General features: G+C 69.1%; 14 protein-coding genes. 5 read left to right on the top strand and 9 right to left on the bottom strand.

Annotated elements, in window-relative coordinates:
* Positions 1-2: 2 nt before the first annotated feature.
* The gene (locus ACYQPG_RS13170) at positions 3-1,640 is read right to left on the bottom strand and encodes an ABC transporter ATP-binding protein (protein ID WP_147910563.1); all 1,638 of its coding nucleotides are present in this window, start codon (positions 1,638-1,640) and stop codon (positions 3-5) included.
* A gap of 203 nt (positions 1,641-1,843) precedes the next feature.
* On the opposite strand from ACYQPG_RS13170, the gene ACYQPG_RS13165 reads away from it, so the two are divergent.
* Positions 1,844-3,112, top strand: a complete 1,269-nt coding sequence (locus ACYQPG_RS13165; protein WP_246693302.1) for a CoA transferase — start codon at positions 1,844-1,846, stop codon at positions 3,110-3,112.
* 1,089 nt (positions 3,113-4,201) lie between these two features.
* The gene (locus tag ACYQPG_RS13160; protein WP_461231116.1) at positions 4,202-5,185 is read left to right on the top strand and encodes a phytanoyl-CoA dioxygenase family protein; all 984 of its coding nucleotides are present in this window, start codon (positions 4,202-4,204) and stop codon (positions 5,183-5,185) included.
* 587 nt (positions 5,186-5,772) lie between these two features.
* Here the strand turns inward: ACYQPG_RS13160 and ACYQPG_RS13155 are convergent.
* From ACYQPG_RS13155 to ACYQPG_RS13145, 3 genes are read right to left on the bottom strand one after another with little or no spacing between them, the layout of a single operon-like run.
* Positions 5,773-6,264 carry a RidA family protein gene (locus ACYQPG_RS13155; protein WP_147909376.1) on the bottom strand — a complete coding sequence of 164 codons (492 nt, stop codon included), beginning with the start codon at positions 6,262-6,264 and terminating at the stop codon, positions 5,773-5,775.
* The gene (locus ACYQPG_RS13150; RefSeq protein WP_147909375.1) at positions 6,261-6,686 is read right to left on the bottom strand and encodes a c-type cytochrome; all 426 of its coding nucleotides are present in this window, start codon (positions 6,684-6,686) and stop codon (positions 6,261-6,263) included. Before ACYQPG_RS13150 ends, ACYQPG_RS13155 begins: the two co-directional genes overlap by 4 nt.
* On the bottom strand, positions 6,683-8,278 hold the full coding sequence (locus ACYQPG_RS13145) for a flavin monoamine oxidase family protein (RefSeq protein WP_461231115.1): 1,596 nt from the start codon (positions 8,276-8,278) through the stop codon (positions 6,683-6,685). Before ACYQPG_RS13145 ends, ACYQPG_RS13150 begins: the two co-directional genes overlap by 4 nt.
* 414 nt (positions 8,279-8,692) lie before the next feature.
* On the opposite strand from ACYQPG_RS13145, the gene ACYQPG_RS13140 reads away from it, so the two are divergent.
* Positions 8,693-9,625, top strand: a complete 933-nt coding sequence (locus ACYQPG_RS13140) for a transglycosylase SLT domain-containing protein (RefSeq protein ID WP_461231114.1) — start codon at positions 8,693-8,695, stop codon at positions 9,623-9,625.
* A gap of 86 nt (positions 9,626-9,711) precedes the next feature.
* A complete protein-coding gene (locus ACYQPG_RS13135; protein ID WP_461231113.1) occupies positions 9,712-10,614 on the top strand; it encodes an alpha/beta hydrolase in 903 nt (300 codons plus the stop codon).
* 11 nt (positions 10,615-10,625) lie between these two features.
* Here the strand turns inward: ACYQPG_RS13135 and ACYQPG_RS13130 are convergent, their stop codons facing one another.
* From ACYQPG_RS13130 to ACYQPG_RS13110, 5 genes are all read right to left on the bottom strand, one after another.
* The gene (locus tag ACYQPG_RS13130; RefSeq protein ID WP_461231112.1) at positions 10,626-12,209 is read right to left on the bottom strand and encodes an ABC-F family ATP-binding cassette domain-containing protein; all 1,584 of its coding nucleotides are present in this window, start codon (positions 12,207-12,209) and stop codon (positions 10,626-10,628) included.
* A gap of 168 nt (positions 12,210-12,377) precedes the next feature.
* Entirely contained in the window at positions 12,378-12,998 is a 621-nt protein-coding gene (locus ACYQPG_RS13125; protein ID WP_147909371.1) for a GNAT family N-acetyltransferase, read from the bottom strand.
* A 54-nt stretch (positions 12,999-13,052) separates the two neighbouring features.
* Positions 13,053-14,072: a zinc-dependent alcohol dehydrogenase family protein gene (locus tag ACYQPG_RS13120; RefSeq protein WP_461231111.1), complete on the bottom strand. Its 1,020-nt coding sequence runs from the start codon at positions 14,070-14,072 to the stop codon at positions 13,053-13,055.
* A 152-nt stretch (positions 14,073-14,224) separates the two neighbouring features.
* Positions 14,225-14,614, bottom strand: coding sequence for a PIN domain-containing protein (locus ACYQPG_RS13115; protein ID WP_461231110.1), 390 nt, complete (start codon positions 14,612-14,614; stop codon positions 14,225-14,227).
* Positions 14,611-14,853, bottom strand: coding sequence for an AbrB/MazE/SpoVT family DNA-binding domain-containing protein (locus ACYQPG_RS13110; RefSeq protein ID WP_147855093.1), 243 nt, complete (start codon positions 14,851-14,853; stop codon positions 14,611-14,613). The genes ACYQPG_RS13115 and ACYQPG_RS13110 overlap by 4 nt, the downstream gene beginning before the upstream one ends.
* A 226-nt stretch (positions 14,854-15,079) precedes the next feature.
* Between ACYQPG_RS13110 and ACYQPG_RS13105 the strand changes: the two genes are divergently transcribed.
* Positions 15,080-16,405, top strand: coding sequence for an O-antigen ligase family protein (locus tag ACYQPG_RS13105; RefSeq protein ID WP_461231109.1), 1,326 nt, complete (start codon positions 15,080-15,082; stop codon positions 16,403-16,405).
* Positions 16,406-16,505: the final 100 nt, after the last annotated feature.

Genomic DNA, 16,505 nt, shown 5'->3' with positions numbered 1-16,505 from the left:
TTTCAGGCGGGCTCCAGCTCGGCGGCGACATCGCTGTCTAGGGCGAAGGCGGCCTTGAACAGCGCCCGTGTGTAGGGTGTCTGCGGATCGGAAAAAATAGTCTCCGCCGGGCCTTCCTCGACCACCCGGCCGTTCTGCATCACCACCACGTAGTTCGCGAGCGCCCGCACCACCTTCAGGTCGTGGCTGATGAACAGGTAGGCCAACCCGCGCTCGCGCTGCAGGTCGCGCAGCAGCGTCACGATCTGCGCCTGCACCGAGCGGTCCAGCGCCGACGTCGGCTCGTCCAACACGACGAAGCGTGGGTTGAGCACCATGGCCCGGGCGATGGCGATGCGCTGGCGCTGGCCGCCGGAGAATTCGTGCGGGTAGCGGTCCATGGCGGCCGGGTCGAGGCCGACATCGGTGAGCGCCTTGGAGACCACCGCCCGCCGCTCGGCCCGGGAGCGCGCGGTGCCCTGCACGATCAGCCCCTCGGCGACGATGTCGGCCACGGACATGCGCGGCGAGAGCGAGCCGTAGGGGTCCTGGAAGACCACCTGCATGTCCTTCCGGAGTGGGCGCATCTGCGCCACGGTGAAGCCGTCGATGGCCTGGCCTAGGAACACGATTGGGCCTTCGGAGCCGGTGAGCCGCAGCAGGGCGAGGCCCAGCGTGGTCTTGCCGGACCCGGATTCGCCAACGACACCAACGGTTTCGCCCGCCCGCACCGTGAGCGAGACCCCGTCCACCGCCTTGACGTGGCCGGTGACGCGCCGGAACGCGCCCGCCTTCAGCGGGAACCAGACCTTGAGCGGGCCGGCCTCCACCAGGGGCGCCGCGTCGGCCGGGACCGGGTTGGCCCGGCCCTTCGGTTCAGAGGCGATCAGGCGGCGTGTGTAGTCGTGCTGCGGGTCGGCGAAGACCGCCTTGGTCTCGCCGGCCTCGACGATCTTGCCCTTCAGCATCACGCAGACCCGGTCGGCGATGCGCTCGACGATGCCGAGATCGTGGGTGATGAACAGGAGCGCCATGCCGAGCCGCTTCTGCAGGTCGGCGAGCAGCGCCAGGATCTGGGCCTGCACCGTCACATCGAGAGCGGTGGTCGGCTCGTCGGCGACCAGCAGGTCCGGTTCGCAGGCCAGCGCCATGGCGATCATCACCCGCTGGCGCTGGCCGCCGGAGAGTTCGTGCGGGTAGGCGCCCAGGCGGCGCGCGGCATCGCGCAGGCCAACCAGTTCCAGGAGCTCGAGAATCCGCGCCCGGGCGGGTTTGCCGGTGAGGCCGCGGTGGAGCCCCAGCACCTCGCCGATCTGCCGCTCGATCGTGTGGAGCGGGTTGAGCGAGGTCATCGGCTCCTGGAACACCATGGTGATGTCGGCGCCGCGCACATCGCGCATCTGGCGTTCCGGTAGAACCGCCAAGTCCCTGCCTTTGAACAGGATTTTTCCACTCTGCCGCGCCGCGCCGTCGAGCAGCCGCAGGATCGCCAGGGCGGTCACGGACTTGCCGGAGCCCGATTCCCCCACCAGCGCGACGGTCTCGCCCCGGTGGATCGTGAAGCCGATCGAATCGACCGCCGCCGTCTCGCCTGCGCGGGAGCGGAAGGCGACGGACAGGCCCTCGACGGACAGGAGCGGCGGGGTTTCGGCCTCGGACATGGGACCCTTATAGCGCGGCCGGCACCCTAGCCTACCCGCCCGCGGATGCGCGATCATGCGCGGTGCTCGCAGCGGGGGGACGCGCCATGCCCGGGATCGACGAAGAATTGGCCGCTCAAGTCCGGCTTCCCTTCGCAGAGCCTTCACGGCCTGCCGCCAGACTTCGCGTTTCCGGGTCCGGCGCCCTGCCCTCCGCATTCCGGGTGACGGACCTCGCCGCGGCCTCGATTGCAGCCGCCGGCCAGGCGCTCGCGGAAGTTGCGGGCCTCGATGGGCCGGTCGCGGTGGACCGGCGGCTCGCCGCGGCCTGGTTCGCGACGTCGCTGCGGCCGGATAACTGGCGGGTGCCGGCGCCCTGGGATCCGGTGGCCGGGGATTACCGGACCCGGGACGGCTGGATCCGGCTCCACACCAACGCCCCGCATCACCGGGCGGCGGCCGAGCGGGTGCTCGGCGCCCAGGCCGACCGGGCCGGCATGGCGCGGGCGGTGGCCGGCTGGGCCAAGGCGGATCTCGAGGCGGCGGTGGTGGCCGAGGGCGGCTGCGCGGCCGAGATGCGTGGGTTGGAGGCGTGGGCGTCCCATCCCCAGGGCCGGGCGGTGGCGGCCGAGCCCCTGGTGGCGTTCGATTCGGACCCCGACCGGAGCGCGTCGCGCTGGCGGCCCCGGCCGGAGCGGCCGCTGGCGGGTTTGCGGGTGCTCGACCTGACCCGGGTGCTCGCCGGCCCGGTGGCGACCCGGTTCCTGGCCGGGTTCGGGGCGGATGTGCTGCGGATCGATGCGCCCGACTGGGACGAGCCGGCCCTCGTGCCCGAGATGACGCTGGGGAAGACCTGTTCCCGCCTCGACCTGCGCCGGGCCGCAGACCGGGCGACCTTCGAGGCGCTGCTGGCGGGGGCGGACGTGCTGGTCCACGGCTACCGCCCCGGCGCCCTCGACGGCCTCGGCTACGGCCCCGAGGCGCGGCGGGCCCTGGCCCCGGGCCTGATCGACGTGGCGCTCGACGCCTATGGCTGGACCGGCCCCTGGGCGGGGCGGCGCGGCTTCGACAGCCTCGTGCAGATGAGCTGCGGCCTCGCCGAGGCCGGGCAGGCCTGGCGGCAGGCCGAGGCGCCGGTGCCGCTCCCGGTCCAGGCGCTCGACCACGCCACCGGCTACCTCATGGCGGCGGGCGCGCTCCGCCTGCTGGCCCACCGGCTTCGAGACGGCACCGGCGGCCGCGCCCGCCTGTCGCTCGCCCGGACGGCGGCGTTCCTGATCGCGGCCGGCCCGGCCGAACCGGAGCCGGCCTTCGCCCCCGAGACCCCGGAGGATCTCGCCCCGGAGGTCGAGGCGACCTCCTGGGGGCCTGCGCATCGCCTGCGCCCACCGCTGAATGTCGCGGGTGCCGCGATGCGCTGGGACCGGGCCGCCCGCCGGCTGGGGGATGACGCGCCGGCTTGGGCCGGGGAGCCGGGGGCGTCCCTGCGGTAGGAGCCGGGTTTTGGGCCAGCCCTCTCGAGCTGTTTGGATGGGGTCGCGATCGAGACGTTCGACCAAGCGGATCGACACGTCTCAGTTTGGCGCCAACGCCTCGAAAAATAGGCGTTTTCCCGCGGTTCGTGGCGACGGTCTTAAACGGATCGGAGGGGTCATCGCTTCCCAGGGCGGAAGGCTCGATCGTCGTCCGGTGAAGGCCGGACCCATGCCGGCACGTGCCGTCATCCCGGGGCCGCGCGGCGGAGCCCGGGATCCAGATGCGCCGATGCGTCAAGTTCCTGCACCCGCAGCAATTCTGGGTTCAGGGCTCGCCTGCGGCGCTCCGGAATGACGGCGCGGGTCGTTACGGATGGGGAATCAAATCCCGGGCGATGCATCTCTCAAACGTGGGTAACTGTCAGCGACGAGGGGGAGGAGAGCGTGGCGCGTCACCCCTGAAGCTGGGCGCCAAACGCCGTGAACGGGGTTGGTCCGAGGTTAGTCGCGATCGAGCGGACGAGGCGGGCCGATCTCTCGTCGGGACCTGCTTTCGCACAGGGCCGCGGTCGCGCGCGCGGTGCGGCGAAGTCCAGTTTTATGGGGCGCCACGCGTCGACGGACCGCCGCAGGCCGACCCGATCCGGTCCATCCATATCTGTCTGCCAGCCGCGTCGAAGCCAGGTCGTTTTCCCGATCGCATTGCAAACAGGATCGCCTCCCACGACTCGATTTAAAGCGCGTGCGGATTCCGGTCCGCGCTCCACTTCGGCGGCCCGCACGCTGGACCGGCGCGTGAAGCCGGCAACGCCGTGATGTTGGCGATCTGGTCGATCGGCCCCGTGCGCGGAAGATTGACGGTGAACCAGTCCACCGGAGACATGTCGGCAAGAGGGGTAGTGGGAGCGAGAATTGGGCTTCAAGACCACCAATTTGAGCTTGACATTTAACATGAATCAAATAGAAACACTTAAAGATGGTATTGACCTATAAAAATTGAAACATTCAGAGACGTGTATACTCTGAAGGCATGGGTGGAAAGCAGAAGCGGCGGACACTGAGCCATTGCGCGCCTAACTTTTCAGCAGCGGGTGCCTTATGACAGCGATGCGAAAGATCGACGTCACGATACGAAAGATCTTCCATCGCATTGCACAATGGCCGTCCAAGACAACGCATTTGGTCTATTCGCTTGGTCCTATCCAGCGCAGGTCGATCAACAACCGGGCGTCTGATATCGAAGCTCACAGGCACAAGTTGCCGATATTGACGTTTCAGGAGCTGCCGCTCGCGCATGCTTTGAGTGAGCGGGGTTTCTGCAGGGCGGACGTGGATTTATTCGAATCCTTCACGGCGAACCGATTTCGTACCGCCGCCAATCGGATCTATGATGAGACAGAACGGACCTACCTCAAAACAGGCAAGACTATCGACATCATAAGGTTGCTCGACGCAAATCCCTCTTTGCTGGATCAATTCAAGGTCATTTTCTCCGCGGGACTGGATGAAAAATTTCTTAAAATCATTGAGCATTACTTGAAGCTCCCCGTCGCGTTCGGAGGAGTCGATATATTTTTCACTGTTGCCGATGGCTTAGAAAAAGGCGCCCGGACTTGGCACAAAGATAGCGAAGACACTCCGATGGTGAAAGTTGCCATCTATCTGAACGATGTCGGTGACGACGACGGACCTTTTGAAATTCTTCATTTGCAACACAAAACCTCCGATCTTGAAAAATCACGAGGCTTCAAGCAACAGAAATTGATACAGGCTCAAAACGAGGGCAAGATCGATTTCGACATCACAACCTTCAACGGCCCGGCGGGGTCCGTGATATTTTGTGATACATCGAAATACTACCACAGGGGCAAGCCTGCCACCGGCAAAAATCGCAGGGCCTTGTTCTATAACTACTACGCCAGCAGGCCGCTAACCCCGTATTTCTGCCCGAATCCGCCATTCTCCCCGGATGGCATGAGAGATCTGGTTTCAGGTCTATCGCCGACACAAAAGGCAGCGGCTTTGTGGCGCGAGAATTTAACGCGCTTCGATAAAATCGTGACCAAGCGAAAGCCGTATCTGAACTTGTAACGTGGCAACTTCGGTCACCTATAGATTGACGGGCGCTTGCCGGAGAAACGACATCTCCCCGTGCCGGTCGGGGCTATGTGCCGACAATCTTGAGGGTGCGGCTGAACTGACCGCCGTTACAGGTAAATGATGGCGCCGCTGACCAAGGATGTTTAATCGCGGCCGCGTTTTATCTCTCTAATAAAAAATGGATTAAATCTAAACTTTTCAAATATTTAGCAAAAGTCGTGCATCTCTTCGTTCGCGTGCATTCAGTAAAGCAATTGCAGTCGAGAAACTACAGTCATGCAAATCAGGTGGCGAGCGCCCGCCGGCGAAGAGCATACTGGTGCGGCGGCGCGCGTTGAATTGCGGATTGAGACCCATCCGTTTCCAAGTGTTTGCTGCGGGAGGCAGACACTATCCCGCCATCCGACGCGCAAGTTGCTTGCCGACGCCGGTCCGACAGCAACCCCGGTCATCCCGGGGTGCTTCGCTGACCGCCATGACGGAGCGGGTCGCGTCAGCTGGCCGAAACCGAATTCATCCCGGATATCGCGGCCGCGGGATGACGCGGTGGGCATCCGTGTAGCTTGAGCAATCCCTAGTCACGGCCGCACGGCGGTGACCTCGATCTCCACCAGCCAGCCCGGATTGGCGAGCGCCGCGACCTGCACGGCCGAGCGGGTCGGCAGGTTCGGCTGAGCCGCCGTCCCGAACGTCGCGCGGTAGGATTCCATCAGGCCGGCGAAATCCATCCGCCCGCCCTTGGCCGGGTCACCGACCAAGAAGACCGTCATTTTCACAACGTCGCGGAGGGAGAGGTTCCGGCGTTTCAGGGCCGCCTCGATGGCGGCTAGGGTCGAGGCGGTCTGGGCGCGGGTATCGCCGAAGGCGGCGACCGTGTTCTTCTCGGCGTTGGGATCGGTCACGGCCGGCCCGAAGCCGCTTAGATAAACGGTCGCGTGCCCGGCGGGCACCTCGACCGCTTCCGAGATCGGGAAGTCCGAGCCAGGGATCGGGTGCCGGGTGATGTCTTCGGAAAGCGCCGGCCCGGCCGACAGGGCGAGGGCGAGCGGTATCAGGATCCGTCCGATCATGGCCGTGCTGCCTTCACATCCTGGGGGGCGACCGCGTCGCCGTAATGGTTGTCGAAATGGGTGCGGACGTAGTTCACCACCGCGGCCACCTGGGTGTCGCTCATCATGCGCCCGAGCGGGGGCATGCCGCGCAGGCCGTACAACAGCACCGTGACGGCGTAGCCGGCGCCGGCGAGTCTTTCGTTGTGCAGGAGCGGCGGATACGAGGCCGCGCCGACCGCGCCCTCGCCCCCCGCCTGGTGGCAGGCGGCGCAGACCTGGGCGTAGAGCGCCTCGCCTTCGGCCTGGGTGAAGCTCTTGCCTTGGCTCATCGCGGGACCGGCCGACGGCAGGGCCGCCATCGTGGCGTGCTCCTGCGCGGTGGCGGCTCCGCCCGAGGCGAGCAGCAGCGCGACGATTCGGGGGATCGAAAGGACATTCATGCCGCCAGAACCCTCTTGTGGAGCCGCGTGACCGCGTCAAGCGCCGAGAGGATCGCACCCTCCTGCCAGGCCGGGATGTATGAGGCGTGCTCGCCGGCCAGCATGATCCGCCCGTCGATCGCGCAGAGGTTGTCGTAGTGCTGGGCCCGCGCCTCGTCGGTCCAGTCGCCGGCGCAGCCCAGGGTGAACGGCACCCGGTGCCAGGCCACCGCGATCCCGGTCTCGAACTCGGTGCGGTATTGCGGGTGGATCTGGCTGCCGTAGGCCACCGCCCGGCGCACCCGCTCGGCGGGGCTCTGGGCTGTGAATTCATAGGAGTTCGGCCCGTTCCAGGTATAGGCGCCGAGTAGAACGCCCTTGCCGCCGGCATTGTAACCGGTCGCGGGATAGGCGATCTGGCGGATCGGCAGGTCGGTGTAGGAGATTCCGCCGAAGATTTGCTCGTCCTCCTCCCAGAACCGCCGCTTGAACTGAAGCCCGACCTTTACGGATGAGGCGTAGGGCACGGCGTCGATCGCCGCCTTCATGGTCGGGCCGACCTGGGTCGGGATCTGGCTCAGCACCGTCAGCGGCAGGGCGCAGACGCACCAATCCGCCTGAGCCTGCCGCATGGCGCCGCCCTGGCCGAGATCCCGGTAGGTGGCGGTGACGCCGTGGGCATCCTGCGCAATCTGCGTGACCTTGGCGCCGTACCGGATCATGTCCGGCGGCAGCGCGCGGGCGAAGGCCTCGCCGATCCGGCCCATGCCGCCGACCGGCTGGAACATCGTGGTCTGGAACTCGTAGAGCAGGAAATTCTGCAGGCCGCGCCACAGCCGCGAGGTCAGGATGTCGTGCAGCGCCATCGGCTCGCCGTCGACCGGGCGTGCCGAGAGGCCGCCGCCGGGATCGTGGGCGTAGCCGCGGAATTCCGAGGACTCGGATCCGGCGCGATAGGCGAGGTTCTCGTCGAGACCGCCGAGGGAGCGCAGGGCCTCGATCAGGATCTCCTGGTCCTCCTTGGAGACCTGTGCGTCGAGCGCACCCTTGCGGGTGGCCTTGGCCAGGAGTTCGGCGGTGGCACCGTCGAGATCGGTCTTCACCGTGCGGATCCGCTGCGGCTTGCCGCCGAAACCGGATGCGCTGTGCACGAACGCGTTGTGGTTGAGCTGGATGAAAGGCTCCAGTGCCACCCCGAGCCGGCGGCAATAATCGAGCACGCCGTGGTGGTGGTAGGGGATCCGCCAGGGGCCGGGGTTGAGGTAGAGGCCGGCGTCGAACCCGCAGCGCTGGGTTTCGCCGCCGAGTTCCGTGTAGGTGTCGCCGCCGCGCAGCGTCCAGTTCCGGCCGCCGGCGCGGGTGTTGTATTCGAGGATCTGCACCCGGTACCCGGCCCGGTGCAGCTCCAGCGCCGCCGTCATGCCGGCGAGCCCGGCCCCGAGGACCAGCACCGAGGCGCCTTTGGGATCGCCGTCGAGCTGGATCGGCCCGCGATAGGGCGATTCCCCGGCAAACCCGAGGCTGGTCATCACCTGATAGGCCGCCGCGCTCCCGGCGGCGGCGCCGACCATGGCGATGAGCTTGCGGCGACTGAAGCCTGATGTGTCTGCCATCTCGCCTCCCGTTTCCTCATCCGGATGCGTCCAGGACGATTCAGTCTAAGCAAGCCGGAGGCCAAGCTTGGAGCCATGCAAATGAAGCGCGCCGGACGCAGCGTCCAGCCGATGGAATGCGCCCTCGGACTTGCAACTTAAGCGGATGTGAGGCGCGGATAAATCATCGTCCCCGGTGGTCTTGCTTCGGATCGCGCCGGGATCGCCTGAGATAGTCTTTCCGGTCCGGGTCCTCATCCCGAGATGCGGCGGCGTCGCCACGGCCACGAAGGAGCCCGCCGGCCGGCCGCGCGATCCCCGGAAGGCGCCCTCGCGGTTCGCCGTGCTCGCGGTGCGGGCCGGCGATGCGCAGCGCGTCATCGCTCCCCAACCGTACGGATTGATCCGCCCGTGCGCCCCGCTACAAGCGGTTGCGTGATCGTCCCCCGCCTTCGCCTCCTCGCCCTCCTCCCGCTGCTCTGCGCCGGCCCGGCCGCGGCGGCCCCGTCCGAGGGGGCGACCGAGACCGTCGAGCAGGCTTTGTGCCGCCTCATCGACGATTCCGCGAAGGCGCGCGGGCTGCCGGTGCCGTTCCTGACCCGGCTGATCTGGCGCGAGAGCAGTTTTCGCGTCGGCGTGGTGAGCTCGGCCGGCGCGCAGGGCGTCGCGCAGTTCATGCCCGGCACGGCCCGGGAGCGCGGCCTGCTCGACCCGTTCGATCCCGAGCAGGCGATCCCGCACGCCGCCCACCTGCTCGCGGACCTGAAGACGCAGTTCGGCAATCTCGGGCTCGCGGCGGCGGCCTATAACGGTGGTGCCGGCCGGGTCAGCAAGTGGCTGTCCGGCGAGGGCGGCCTGCCCGCCGAGACCCGGGCCTACGTCGCCGCCATCACGGGGACGCCCGCCGAGGATTGGCGCGGCGGCACCGCCGGGACGATCACGTATCCCGAGGGCGGCGCGCCGGAGGCGAAGGCCAAAGAGGCCAAAGAAGCCAAGCCCGGGGCCAGGGCCGAGACCAAGCCGGAGACGCCGGTGACCTGCCTGCAGGTCACGGCCAGCCTGCGCATCCCGTCGCGCGGCGACCGCTTCGCGCTGGGGCCGAACGAGGGTCCGGCGGCGCCCTGGGGCATCCAGCTCGCCGGCAACTTCTCCAAGGCGCTGGCCCTGCAGAGCTTCAACCGTGCGCGCAGCGCCTATGCCGGCGTGATCGGCGAGGCCCGGCCGATGATCATCGGCACCCGCCTGCGCAACCGCGGCACCCGGGCCTTCTACCGGATCCGCCTCCCCGCCCAGAGCCGGCAGGCCGCCGACGACCTGTGCGGCCGCATCCGCAAGGTCGGGGGCGCCTGCATCGTGCTCCGGACCTGACGATTTATGGCCCGCTGCCCCGCCCGCGTCATCAATCCGCCCCGAGCGGAGCCCTGAATGGGCCAATCAGGGCAACCGGACGGGATATGACACGCCTCCTCATCGCGTTTGCCAGCCTTCTCGGGCTCGGTCTTGCGGCGTACGGCTTCAGCGCCGCCTCGCCGCTGACCCTGTTCGACGCGATCGGCCCGCGCGACGCCGGCGGCCGCCTCGCGGTGCGCGATCAGGCCTTCGGTGCGGGGCCGCGGCGGCGGCTCGACGTCTACGTCCCCACCGTGGCGGCCGAGCGGGCGCCCGTGCTGGTGTTCTTCTACGGCGGCTCCTGGCAAAGCGGCTCCAAGGACGACTACGCCTTCGTGGGCCACGCGCTGGCCGCCCAGGGCTTCGTGACGGTGATGCCGGATTACCGGCTCTACCCGGAGGCGCCGTTCCCCGGCTTCCTCCAAGACGGCGCGGCGGCGATCGCCTGGGTGCGGGACAACATCGCGGCCTATGGCGGCGACCCCCGCCGCATCGTGCTCGCCGGCCACTCGGCCGGGGCCTACAACGCCGTGATGCTCGGGCTCGATCCGCGCTACCTCACCGCCGCCGGGGTCGATCCCAAGGTGATCAAGGCGGTGGCGGGCCTGTCCGGCCCCTACGACTTCCTGCCGCTCGACCAGGACACCACCGTCAAGGTCTTCGGTCAGGCGCCCGATCTGCCCCTGACCCAGCCGATGACCTTCGCGGGCCCGCTCTCGCCGCCGACCTTCCTGGCCTCGGGCGATTCCGACACGGTGGTGAAGCCCCGGCATACGGCGAGCCTCGCCGCCAAGCTGCGCGCCGCCCACGTACCCGTGCAGGAGCGCATCTATGCCGGGCTCGACCACAAGGACACGCTGCTGGCGCTGTCGGTGACATTCCGCTCCAAGGCCCCGGAACTCGCCGAGATGGCCTCGTTCCTGATGCGCCAGGCCGCCGGGCGGTCGCAGTACACGATGCGGCGGTAGGGCCGCACCGCTCAGCGCCGGCCCGGAATCTCGACCGTCCGCGCGATCCCGATGGCGTGCAGGAACGCCGGATCGTGGCTGACCACGAGCAGCGCGCCGTCATAGCCCCGCAACGCCCCCTCCAGCAGCGCGACGGACTCGATGTCGAGGTGGTTGGTCGGCTCGTCGAGGATCAGCAGCCAGGGCGCCTCCTTCCGACCGAGGAGGGCGGCGAGCCCGGCGCGCAGGCGCTCGCCGCCCGAGAGCGTGTCCACCCGCCGCCCGGCCTCGCGGTTGCGGAAGGCGAAGCGGGCGCAGACCGCATAGGCCTCCCGTTCACTCAGACCCTCGTTCAGGCGGCGGACATTGGCCAGGATGCTGGCGGCGGGGTCGAGCAACCCGACATGCTGGTCGAGCATGGCGACCCGGCCCTCCGCCCGCCGCACCCGGCCCTTGACCGGCATCGTTGAACCCGCCGCCACCGTCAGCAGGGTCGTCTTGCCCGCGCCGTTCGGGCCCTCAACCGCCACCCGCTCCGGCCCGGTGATCGCGAGCGTCCAGGGACCGAGCGGGCGGCCGCCGGGATCGGCGACGACATCCTCCAGGGCGAGTAGGTCGGCCCCCGAGGGCAGCCCGCTCGGCGGCAAGGCGATGGTCAGTGGCGTCAGCACCTCGACGCGTGCCCGCGCCGCCCCGGCCCGGGCGGCGGCATCCCCGATCAGCCGCGCGCCTACGGCCTGGACGCGGGCGCCGGTCTTTTCGGCGCGCTCTGCCCGGGCGCCGAGCAGGATCTTCGGCTCCGAGCCTTTGACCGCCGCGGCGCGACCGGTCCTGTCGCGCCGGGCCTTGGCTTCGCGTTCCTGCTGTGCGGCCTCGCGCACGTCGCGCAACTGGATGTCGGCCCGCTCCAATTCAGCGGCGGCGCGGGCCCGCTCTGTCTCCCGCCAGGCCGCGAAGGCGGACCAGCCGCCACCGACGATCCGAACACCGAGGGGCGTCAATTCGACGATGCGGTCGACATGCTCCAGCAGAGCGCGGTCGTGGCTCGCCACCAGCACGCCGCCGCGCCAGCCGCGCACCAGCGCCTGGATCGCGTCCCGCCCGGACCCGTCGAGATTGTTGGTCGGCTCGTCGAGCAGGATGAGATCGGGCGTCTCGACCAGAAGGCGCGCGATGCCGACGCGCGTGCGCTCGCCGCCCGACAGCGTGCCCACGCGGCGCTCGAGCGGCCATCCGGGCAGGCCTGCCTCTGCGAGCGCTCCCGCGATGCGCGATTCCAGGGTCCAGTCTGCGGTATCGAGGTCGTCGGGGCTGCCGGTTCCGGTCAGAACCCGCTCCAGCGTCGCCAACTGGGCGGCCATCCCGAGCGCGTCCGCCAGCGTCCATTCTTCGGGCCAGTCCTGCCGAAGCAGGCCGACCGTGCCCGAGCGTTGCAGGCAACCGGCGGCGGGCTCGGCCTCACCCGCGACGACGCGCAGGAGCGATGACTTGCCGGAGCCGTTGCGGCCGACAAGGCCGACCCGCTCCGCCCCGAGCGACAGTCTCAGATCGTCGAAGAGGGTCTGCCCCTCAGGTGTGCGGAGGGAAACACCGTCCAGGGTGAGGAATGCGGACATGGCGAGCCGGGAGCGTGAACGAGACGGGGCGAAGAGCGGTGTTCATCCTGTCGTTCACGGCGGCGCACTCCTTCTGGGCTGCGGTGGAAAGCTAGAGCTGCCGGGGCTCGTGGTGCAACCCGGGGCCGACGATCGCCGCGCGCGCAAGGGTACGACGGGGCGCGGCGGTCACGCCAGCACCGGCACGTGCGGGGCGCAGGTCCGGGGCAGGACGCCGGTGAGGCGCGGATCGGGTGCGACTTCGACCGTCACGGCGCAGGGCGTGAAGCCCGAACGCCGGTAAAGGCCGAGCGCCCCGGGATGGTCGAACGTGCAGGTATGGACCCAGAACCGCCGGATCGGGTGCGACCAGGCGCTTTCGATCGCCGCGTCGATCAGGGTGCGGCCGAGCCCCTGCCCGACCGCGCTCGGGATGAGGCCGAGGAAGGCGAGCTCGCAGGTGTCCGGCTCGCGGAAGTCGAGCTCCAGCAGGCCGAGATCCGTACCGTCCCGGCGCAGCGCCTGGATCTCGACGCGTGGATCGTCGAGGATCGCCTGCAGCGCAGCGTCCGGCAGGGTCAGGCGCGAGAACCACAGCCACTCCGCCCCGACGGCCCGATACAGCCTGCGGTAGGTCTCGCAATCCGGCCGGACGAGGCGGTGGAGCGCCGTCCCGGCCGGGAAAGGCCGCTCTGGCCGCGGGGCCGGCGGCTCGAACATTTCCAGGCTGGTGACGATGGCCGCGATGTGGCCCGGCGGGACCGCGGAAAAGCCCGGCGGCAGCGCCGGCGAAGAAGGGTTGGTTGGCATCGGCTCGGAGCTGTGGCGACCGCGAAGGCCGCCACCCTACCCGATTCCCGCCCCTCAGATCTGGATGCAGATCTTGCCGAAATGGCGGTTGCTCTCCTGGTGCCGGAACGCCGCCACGATCTCGTCCAGCGGGTAGACGCTGTCCACGACCGGCCGCAGGCCGCACGCCTCGATGCCGCGGATCATCGCGATCTGCTGGCTCCGGCTGCCGACCAGCACGCCCTGGAGCCGGATCTGCCGGATCAGCGCCGGCACCAGCGGCAGCGGCCCGGCCACGCCGGTCAGGATCCCGATCACCGAGATGTGGCCGGCCACCCGGACGGCCGCCATCGACTGCTCCAGCGTCCCGGGGCCGCCGACATCGAGCACGTGGTCGACGCCGCGCCCGTCGGTCAGGCGCCTTGCGGTCTCGCCCCAGGCCGGGTCGGCGCGGTAGTTGATCAGGTGGTCGGCGCCGAGGGCGCGCAGGCGCTCGAGCTTCGCGTCGCTGGACGAGGTGGCGATCACGGTCGCGCCCGCCGCCTTGGCGAATTGCAGGGCGAACAGCGACACGCCGCCGGTGCCCTGCACCAGCACCACGTCGCCGCCCTTGAGCCCGGCATCGGCGTGGAGCGCCCGCCACGCGGTGAGCGCGGCCGTGGTCAGGGTCGCGGCCTCGGCATGGTCCCAGCCCCGGGGGGCGTGGGTGAAGGCGGTCGCGGGCGCCGTCACCCGCTCGCGGGCGTAGCCGTCGACCCCGTCGCCCGGCACGGTCGCGAAGCCCTCGACGAGCGGCGTGCCGTCGAGCCAGGTCGGGAAGAACGTGCTGACCACCCGGTCGCCCACCGCGAACCCGTCCACGCCCGGGCCCACGGCCTCGATCTCCCCGGCGCCGTCGGACATCGGCACCCGCGCCTCGCTCGGCCCCCACAGGCCGCTGACCACGGCGTAGTCGTGATAGTTGAGCGAACTCGCCCGCAGCCGCACGGTGATCGCGCCGGGCCCCGGCTCCGCCACGGGCCGCTCGCCGAACCCCACTTTGTCGAAGCCGCCGCCGGGCTGGACGATGACCGCCCGGGATGCCGATCGGGTCATGGTGCACCTGTTGTCTGCGCGGGGCCGGCGGGTGTTCCCACGATCTGGGCCGGATCGAACTGGCCGCCACGCCCGATGCAGGGGCGGCGGCAAGAGCAGTCTGCTCGATGAAGCGTCACATCCAGACAGTCCTGTCTCAGAGAATCCCTGCCTCAGCGGATCAGCTCGATCGTGACACCGGCGGCCCCGGCGATGTCCGGCCAGCGCCGCTCCGCCGTGAGGGCGGGTACGCCTTCTCGCTTCGCCAGAGCCAAGCAATAGCGGTCCCCGAGCGACAGGCCGCCTTCGAGCGTGATCGAACGTAAGAGGCCCGCGTCGTAGGACAATGCCGCATCGACGGGAAACAGGCGGATCGGCAGGGGCCGCAGCAGCATCTCGATGTCGTGGCGTCCAGCACCGAGCTTGGCGTAGTAGCTGATCACCTCGGCGAGGTTGACGGTCGTCATGACAGAACCGTCGAGCCCGGCCTTGACCGTGTCGGCCCCACGCTGTCCGAGCAGGAGCGCGAGGAGAGCCGAGGCATCGAGGACGAAGCGTGTCACTCGCGCTCGGCCTCGCGGGCGCGGTCGGCCAGGAAATCCTCGACCGAGGCGCCGACGTGGCCGCCGATCAACCGGCGGCTCATATCCTGCGCGCGCGCCACCACCTGATCCAGCGTCCGGAGCACGATGGCGTCCCCGACATCTTCGACGATGACCTCGCCGCCATTGCCGAGCCCATGCCTCTTGCGGAGGTCGGCGGGCAGGCTCATCCGTCCATCAGGCATGACCTTGGCCCTCATGGGGTACCTCCACGTTATGCCGGACGTGGATCTATACGCCAGGAGGTATCTCCGATTCCAGATGTGTCATCTTAAGCCGTCGCCTTCGCAGGCCCCTTCCTGCGATCGCCCCCGCTAAGGTTATCGCCAGATCTTCCGCTGCAACTGTCGGTCGCCCCATCGCCCCGGCGTCCACACCCGCTACAATGACAAGCGCCGCATCACGCGGCTGCTGCGGTGGAACGGCATGGCTACGGCGGACGCGGCGATCGGGATCCCGGCCGGGACGGCTCAGAACGGCGTAGCCGGGCGCGACCTGCCGGATGTCGTGCGCGTGCTCCTGAACGGGGCGGTGTTCGTCCTGCTGTGGAACCACGACTGGCTCAAGGACCTGTCCGACCGGTCTTCGCTGGCGGCCGCCGAGGATGGCAGCCTGCTGACCCAGGTGCTGTTCCTGGCGGCGGGACTCGGCATGGCGGCGGCGATCCACCGGATCGGGTTCCGCCACCTGCGGCCGCTCGCGACTTGGCCGCTGATGCTGTGCGGCGCCTGGCTCGGGCTCACCGCGCTCCTGTCGGTGGAGCCGAGCCTGTCGCTGCGGCGGCTCGCCCTGCTCGGCATCGCCACGATGCTGTCGGCGGGCGTGCTCTTGGTCGCGCGCTCGCCGCGGCAGCTGGCCCTGACCATGGCCTGGTCCGCCCTGGTGATCCTGGTCGCGTCGTACCTGGCGGTGGCCCTGGTGCCGGATCTGGCGATCCACTCGGCCTTCGACGTGAATTCCGATCCGAGTCATCCGGGCCTGTGGCGGGGCATCTTCCCGCAGAAGAACGAGGCCGGGGCCGCCATGGTGATCCTGGTGATCGTGGGGTTCTACGTCGCCGCCGCCGCGAGCCGCGTGCTCGGCTGGACCATCGTGCTCCTGGCCCTCGGCTTCCTGGTGGCCAGCGGCTCCAAGACCGCGATCCTGCTGCTGCCGGTGATCCTGGCGGTCACCGGCCTGTGCCGGATCCTGACCGGGCGGGGCCTGCGGGCGCTGCTGCTGCTCGGGCCGATCGCCGGGTTCTCGCTGGTCTCGATCGGCTCCATCCTGATCCCGGCGGTTCAGGATGCGGTCGGCACGCTCCTGACCGACGCGACCTTCACGGGGCGCAGCGAGATCTGGCAGTTCGCCCTGGACAACATCATGGTCCGCCCCTGGCGGGGCTGGGGCATCGGCGCATTCTGGATGACCGAGCGGACCATGTATGGCGGCTCCGAGGAACTCACCTGGGTCAACACCGCCAACCACTCGCACAACGCCTACCTCGACACGGCGCTGATCGGCGGATTCCCATTCCTGGCGCTCACCGTGGTGGCGTTCGTGCTGGCGCCGGTCCGCGACCTGCAGCGCGTCGCCGGGGGGCGCGGCCTCGATGCCGAGACGCTGCTGTTCCTGCGCCTGTGGTTCCTGGGCCTCGTCTCGGCCTCGTTCGAGACCGTGCTGTACAACGGCAACAACGCCACCTGCTGCATGTTCATGATGGCGGTGTTCGGCCTGCGGCTGCGGACGCGCTACGCGTTGGCGGCGGGGTGAACAGGGTCGTTCGCATCAGGGTGACGAGCCGAAGCCGCCGCCGCATCCGTGGTCGTACGGCAGGCGGGAAGAAGCTGCGATGCGCGATCCGCTTCCGCAC

It is taken from the genome of Methylobacterium sp. CM6246, from assembly GCF_054818005.1.
This window is presented reverse-complemented; position numbering and strand designations above follow the sequence as displayed.

Coding starts and splice junctions, on each gene's coding strand:
- ACYQPG_RS13170 (WP_147910563.1), bottom strand. CDS start 1,640: ATGTCCGAGGCCGAAACCCCGCCGCTCCTGTCCGTCGAGGGCCTGTCC.
- ACYQPG_RS13160 (WP_461231116.1), top strand. CDS start 4,202: ATGCGAAAGATCGACGTCACGATACGAAAGATCTTCCATCGCATTGCA.
- ACYQPG_RS13155 (WP_147909376.1), bottom strand. CDS start 6,264: ATGATCGGACGGATCCTGATACCGCTCGCCCTCGCCCTGTCGGCCGGG.
- ACYQPG_RS13150 (WP_147909375.1), bottom strand. CDS start 6,686: ATGAATGTCCTTTCGATCCCCCGAATCGTCGCGCTGCTGCTCGCCTCG.
- ACYQPG_RS13145 (WP_461231115.1), bottom strand. CDS start 8,278: ATGGCAGACACATCAGGCTTCAGTCGCCGCAAGCTCATCGCCATGGTC.
- ACYQPG_RS13135 (WP_461231113.1), top strand. CDS start 9,712: ATGACACGCCTCCTCATCGCGTTTGCCAGCCTTCTCGGGCTCGGTCTT.
- ACYQPG_RS13130 (WP_461231112.1), bottom strand. CDS start 12,209: ATGTCCGCATTCCTCACCCTGGACGGTGTTTCCCTCCGCACACCTGAG.
- ACYQPG_RS13125 (WP_147909371.1), bottom strand. CDS start 12,998: ATGCCAACCAACCCTTCTTCGCCGGCGCTGCCGCCGGGCTTTTCCGCG.
- ACYQPG_RS13120 (WP_461231111.1), bottom strand. CDS start 14,072: ATGACCCGATCGGCATCCCGGGCGGTCATCGTCCAGCCCGGCGGCGGC.
- ACYQPG_RS13110 (WP_147855093.1), bottom strand. CDS start 14,853: ATGAGGGCCAAGGTCATGCCTGATGGACGGATGAGCCTGCCCGCCGAC.
- ACYQPG_RS13105 (WP_461231109.1), top strand. CDS start 15,080: ATGGCTACGGCGGACGCGGCGATCGGGATCCCGGCCGGGACGGCTCAG.